General features: G+C 41.7%; 6 protein-coding genes, 1 tRNA gene and 1 rRNA gene. 5 read left to right on the top strand and 3 right to left on the bottom strand.

What is annotated here, in order from left to right:
• Positions 1–130: 130 nt before the first annotated feature.
• The 3 genes from rrf to A5875_RS00020 all read left to right on the top strand — a co-directional run bounded on the left by rrf (position 131) and on the right by A5875_RS00020 (position 784).
• Positions 131–246, top strand: a 5S ribosomal RNA gene (gene rrf / locus A5875_RS00010).
• Between the two features lie 9 nt (positions 247–255).
• A tRNA-Asn gene (locus A5875_RS00015) sits at positions 256–329 on the top strand.
• Positions 330–430: 101 nt separating this feature from the next.
• Positions 431–784, top strand: a complete 354-nt coding sequence (locus A5875_RS00020) for an iron-sulfur cluster biosynthesis family protein (protein WP_088931711.1) — start codon at positions 431–433, stop codon at positions 782–784.
• Positions 785–806: 22 nt separating this feature from the next.
• On the opposite strand, the gene A5875_RS00025 is transcribed toward A5875_RS00020, so the two are convergent.
• Positions 807–1,427: a flavin reductase family protein gene (locus A5875_RS00025; protein ID WP_088931712.1), complete on the bottom strand. Its 621-nt coding sequence runs from the start codon at positions 1,425–1,427 to the stop codon at positions 807–809.
• 10 nt (positions 1,428–1,437) lie between these two features.
• Positions 1,438–2,412: a ring-cleaving dioxygenase gene (locus A5875_RS00030; RefSeq protein ID WP_088931713.1), complete on the bottom strand. Its 975-nt coding sequence runs from the start codon at positions 2,410–2,412 to the stop codon at positions 1,438–1,440.
• A gap of 123 nt (positions 2,413–2,535) precedes the next feature.
• On the opposite strand from A5875_RS00030, the gene A5875_RS00035 reads away from it, so the two are divergent.
• Positions 2,536–3,177 (top strand): HAD family hydrolase, encoded by a 642-nt coding sequence (locus A5875_RS00035; RefSeq protein WP_088931714.1) that lies wholly within the window; start codon positions 2,536–2,538, stop codon positions 3,175–3,177.
• Positions 3,178–3,230: 53 nt separating this feature from the next.
• On the opposite strand, the gene A5875_RS00040 is transcribed toward A5875_RS00035, so the two are convergent.
• A complete protein-coding gene (locus A5875_RS00040; protein ID WP_088931715.1) occupies positions 3,231–3,830 on the bottom strand; it encodes a LysM peptidoglycan-binding domain-containing protein in 600 nt (199 codons plus the stop codon).
• A gap of 374 nt (positions 3,831–4,204) precedes the next feature.
• Between A5875_RS00040 and A5875_RS00045 the strand changes: the two genes are divergently transcribed.
• Positions 4,205–5,191 (top strand): LacI family DNA-binding transcriptional regulator, encoded by a 987-nt coding sequence (locus A5875_RS00045; protein ID WP_088931716.1) that lies wholly within the window; start codon positions 4,205–4,207, stop codon positions 5,189–5,191.
• Positions 5,192–5,319: the final 128 nt, after the last annotated feature.

Raw genomic sequence — 5,319 nt, forward strand, 5'->3', positions numbered from 1 at the left:
GTGCAGTGATGTACGGAGCGGACTGATACTAATCGATCGAGGACTTAACCAAAATAAAATGAATTCACGGTTGTTTGACTGTTTCTGATCCAGTTTTGAGTGAACGAAGTTTACTCAATTAAATACGTAGTGTGGTGGCGATAGCGAGAAGGATACACCTGTTCCCATGTCGAACACAGAAGTTAAGCTTCTTAGCGCCGATTGTAGTGAGGGGTTGTCCCTTGTGAGATTAGGACGTCGCCACGCCGTAATTATTCCGGCATAGCTCAGTTGGTAGTAGCGCATGACTGTTAATCATGATGTCGTAGGTTCGAGTCCTACTGCCGGAGTTCGAAAGACAATTCATTATGGATTGTCTTTTTTTATTGTGAGCAAACTATTTAGCTGATTAATAGAATCGTGCTATGCTTTACATGAGGTGATGAGAATTATGTATATAAATATATCTGATGAGTTGGTAAAACGACTTGAAAAGTATCAGGGTAGCCGAATTGTATTAGATTTGGATGATGGTGTGGGGCGTTATTCTAAAGCTGGCAGCTGTGCATTAAATATTAGTTTTCGTCTGCTTGTTTTAGATGAGGAACAGGATCATTCTGATTATACTTTAGATGTTGATAGTACTATCGGCAACATTCCTATTAAAGAACACTCTAAGTTGTATTTGGAAGATGAGATGTCTTTGATTTTTGAACCGCGCATGTCGTTGATCAAACTGAAGGGTCCTAGCGGTATGATTGATGGAAATGTACAAATTATTGATTTACGTGAAAATAAGGAGTGAGCTCGTTGAGCCCGCTCCTTATTTATTTTGGTCTTTTTTTATCTAGTGTTCTTGCGATATGGCTATATGTGTTGCCAGCTAAGCGCGCTAATGGATCAAATTTTATGGGATCAATGTATTCTTGTGCTTGATCGAAAATCTCTTCTTTAAAATAGTAATTCAGAACTTCTAAAATGAACAAGTCGCTGATGATATTCTCAGCATTGTCCTTAACCGGTATATATTGATGCAGTCGAACTTCAAAGCGGATCGGTGCTTCCTGAATAGCAGGTACAGCGACTTCTTGGCTATTTATCAGTGTTAGGTTACTATGAGCTAATTCACTGTCCTCGGGCGGAAGAGAAGCAGAGGACTGATTCATTTCAGTTAATATGCTGTCATTAACAAGATGAATCACGCCCTCTTTTTGCTGCAGTAAATTATGAGCTGTGTCCTTCATTTGCTGTTCGTTTCGATTGATTGAAAGACTGACTAAGGGTAATTCTTTGGCAACGACATTAAAATAACTGAAAGGTGCGGCATTTACCACGTTCGTTTCTTGATTGATCGTGGTGATCCAAGCGATTGGACGCGGGATGATACTGCCGGTCAGAAATTTATAATTTTGCTTCGTAGTCAGTTCTTTGGCTGAATAGAAAAGCATGGCTCTCTCCTTATTGACGTTTTTTATTGGCGTCAGAGGTGTCGAATGGGCGAACGTATTCTTCGATTTCTTGGCGTTTTGATTGTAGATGAGGCGGCAAGGAAAGAATTTCTCCTGCGTGGTCATAAGTCTCATCTTGCAAGAAGCCGGGACCATCTGTTGCTAATTCAAATAAAACGTTTGGTGCGGCTAAGAAATATTCTGATTGGAAATAGAATCGATCGACAAATCCGGAGTTGGGAAATTCCAGTGCATTGATTTTTTCGATCCAATCCCGCAGTGCTTCATCATCTGCAACTCGCAGTGCTAAATGGTGAACATTACCATAGCCTTCTTGCGCGGGAAGCATGTCTGGCTGATCATCGACAAGGATGGTAGCACCATTGCCGCCTTCACCCACCTCAAATTGATGTAAACTACCTTCTGTAGCAGTTTCTTTAAAGCCCAGCAGGTTTTCTAAAACGAGTTTTAAGTGTTCAAATTTTGCTACTGTGACAATCGTTGGTCCTAAGCCGATGATTGCATGTTCGGCGGGCACGTTTGAATTCTTCCATGGTGTACCGGCCGCAACACCTTGATTTTTTTCATCTGATACTAATTGGAACAGTTGGTCATCGTAATCATGAAACTCGAGATATTTTTTCCCGAAGCGTTCTTTGATTTCACCATGAGCGACAGCTGAATTTGTAAAGCGCTGTGCCCAATAGTCTAATGAAGCATCGCTGGGAACCCGAAAACCAGTCCGTGAAATACTGTTCGTTCCTTTTGTTCCCTTGGGAATTTGCGGGAAATCGAAGAAGGTCATGTCTGTTCCAGGAGCGCCGGTGTCGTCGGTAAAATATAAATGATAGGTTTCGATATCGTCTTGATTGACGGTTTTTTTGATCATTCGCAAGCCTAAAATATCGGTAAAGAAGCGATAATTTTTTTCGGCACTAGAAGTCATAGCTGTTACGTGATGTAATCCGCGAATTTGTGTGTCCATAATAAATTCCTCCTAAAATCTTACTAAAAGTAAGTATATGTGCAATAACTTTTTTAAGCAAGAATATTGCCTTAGGTTGATATTTTCTGATGGAATCAGTAGGATGGAGGCAGGAGGTAGACGATGAAAAATATTGTTTTGTTTGATTTAGATGGAACATTGACCGATTCTAGTGAAGGAATCTTGAATAGTGTTCGTTATATGCTGGAAAAAAAGGGTCTGGAGATTCCCGACGAGGCGACATTGCATAGTTTTATTGGGCCGCCGTTGACCGATACGCTGATGCAGCTTTACGGTGTATCTGAAAGTGAAGCTCAGGCTGCAGTTGAGATCTATCGCGAGTATTATGGGGAAGAAGGCATCAAACAGTTATCGGTGTATTCAGGGATTGAGGAGTTATTGGCAGAATTATCGACAGTCTACTGTTTAGCAGTCGCAACCTCGAAGCCAGAAATTTTTGCAGAGCAGGTGATAGAAAATACTGGTCTTGCAAAATATTTTACTGGAATATTTGGAGCGGATTTAGCTGGAGAACGCTCAAAGAAAGCAGACGTGATCGCTCATGCGTTGAATCAACTGGATAAGGCTCCTGCAGTAATGATCGGTGACCGCAAGTTTGATATCATAGGTGCCAAAGCGAACCATTTGCAGAGTATCGGAGTTTTGTATGGATTTGGCGATCGCCAAGAGTTGGCTGAAGCCGGGGCAGATAAAATCGTGGAGAAGGTTGCAGAACTTCCTGCAGTGATTAAAGAGTTATTGTAGAGAGGCATAAAAAAAATCCCTCAGACGAGGGATTTTTAAAGCTCTTTTTCGACTTAGTACCAGCCGTTTGCTTGCCAGAATGCTTGAGCGCCTTCCCATGAACCATAACGAGAAGTTACATATTGGTCAGCTACGCGTTCTTGGTTAGCGGCAGAGTAGTCACCGTTTAAGTATGAAGCAGATAGTTGGTAACGTCCGATGTATTGACCGTTTGTTGCTGTGTAAGAACCGCTAGATTCGCGTTGTGCGATCCATTCTTTAGCTGAGTTCGTGCTTGCTGGTGTTGCTTCAGCAGCAGGTGCAGCGGCTTGTTGAGTTGCTTCTTGAACAGGAGCAGCCGCTTGAGTTGGTTGTTCTGCTTGAACGGGTGCTGCTTGTTCTTGAGCAGGGGCTACTGTTGTATTGCCTTTAGCGTCTGTATCGATCGTTAAGTTTTGACCTTCAAAAATCATGTCTACGTTAGAAATTTTGTTTTCAGCAGCGATTGAATCAACTAAGCTGTTGTCGCCAGCAAATTTGATTGAGATTTTTGATAAAGTGTCGCCCGATTGAACCGTGTAGTTTTCAGCAGCGTGTGCTTCGTTCGTTCCTAGTGCAAATACCGCACCGGCTGTCAGTAAAGTCGTAAGTACAAGAGTTTTTCCAAATTTCATTATGTAAATTCCTCCAAAAAAGTTTTTAATTTAAATCAGTCATTTCGACTACGAGACATACTTTACCATCCATCTTCATGACGTGGGTTATAAACCAGTGACAAGACGTTACAAAGCAATGTAGAAATGTAACAAACAGCGCTCAAAACCGAGCTTTTGAAATACTTAATCTCTTTTAAGAATGATTGAAAAGAGCTTTCTGATAAGGAAATGACGCCTTATTTTAGATCGGTCAATTTTGAAAGCGCTGATGAAACTTGCAATGTTGAAACTTCGCTGTAAAGAATCAGAAAATTATGTCAGGAAAAATCCGCGAAATCAGCGGAATATTTCTTAAGAAAAGGTAAACAAAAAGAGGCTGAACGAGGTGAAAAATGAAGGTCACAATCAAAGAAATCGCCCAATTAGCGGGAGTATCAGTCACAACGGTCTCCCAGATTCTTAATCAAAAGGGTGGGCGTTTTAGTGAGGCAACAAAGCAGCGAGTATTAAGGGTGATTGAGGAGCAGCAATATTCACCAAATTATTTTGCTTCTAATATTATTGCCAAAAAGTCAAAGACGATCGGGGTCATCGTTCCGGATTTCTCAGAACAATTCGCATCGGCGATCGTACGCGAGATCAAATATCAAGTAGAGCAGCAGGGCTATTACTTGATCATTTGCGAATCAAACTACGATTTTTCCAAGGAACGAGAATTGTTAGAACAATTGGCAAGGATCGCGGTGGAGGGAATCTTCCTATTCACCCCGCATGACTATAGTGAAGAAAACAGTATTCATAAAGGACGTTTTCAGGATATACCGGTAATCTTTGCTGACCGCGGGTTGAACGAAGGCTACTATGGGACCGTGAAGATCGACGAATATACTGGTGTTTATCAGGCAATCAAATGGCTGATCGGCAAGGGCCATCGGAATATTGGATTGATTATGGATAATTCCGAACACTATCATTTGGGGGAGCGTTATGAGGCTTATCATCAGGCTTTGATCGATCATGGTTTATTAATAGAAGAAAAGTACATTCAAAAGCGGTCGTTGACTATAGCGGGCGGCTATCAAGGGGCAACGGAATTATTGCGCCACTCGGAGGTAAGTGCGATCTTTTGTTGTGATGATATGGTGGCGATCGGCTGCTATCAGGCTGTCTATGATAGTGGGAAAATTTTGGATCAAGAAATCACGGTGGTTGGATTTGATGGCGGCGAGGTCACTCAGTTCGTTCGCCCGCAGATCAAAAGCGTCCGCCAGCCTTACCGAGAGTTAGGTAAGGCTTATGCTGAAAAGATCCAGATGGCGATCGAGCAGCCCAATCGCCGGATAGATGATCGACTTTTTCATGTTAGTTTTGAAACATGAAAATAATCGATCAGACAAAATCGTGGATTACATTCGACTTCTTTTCTCGGAGATCCAATTATTTGAAAGCTATTTTTTCGGTGATTATAGGTGAAAATGCTCTGCAAAAATATTTTTTCGATGGATTT

The sequence above is a fragment of the Enterococcus sp. 3H8_DIV0648 genome, from assembly GCF_002140655.1.
GTDB lineage: Bacteria > Bacillota > Bacilli > Lactobacillales > Enterococcaceae > Enterococcus_A > Enterococcus_A hulanensis.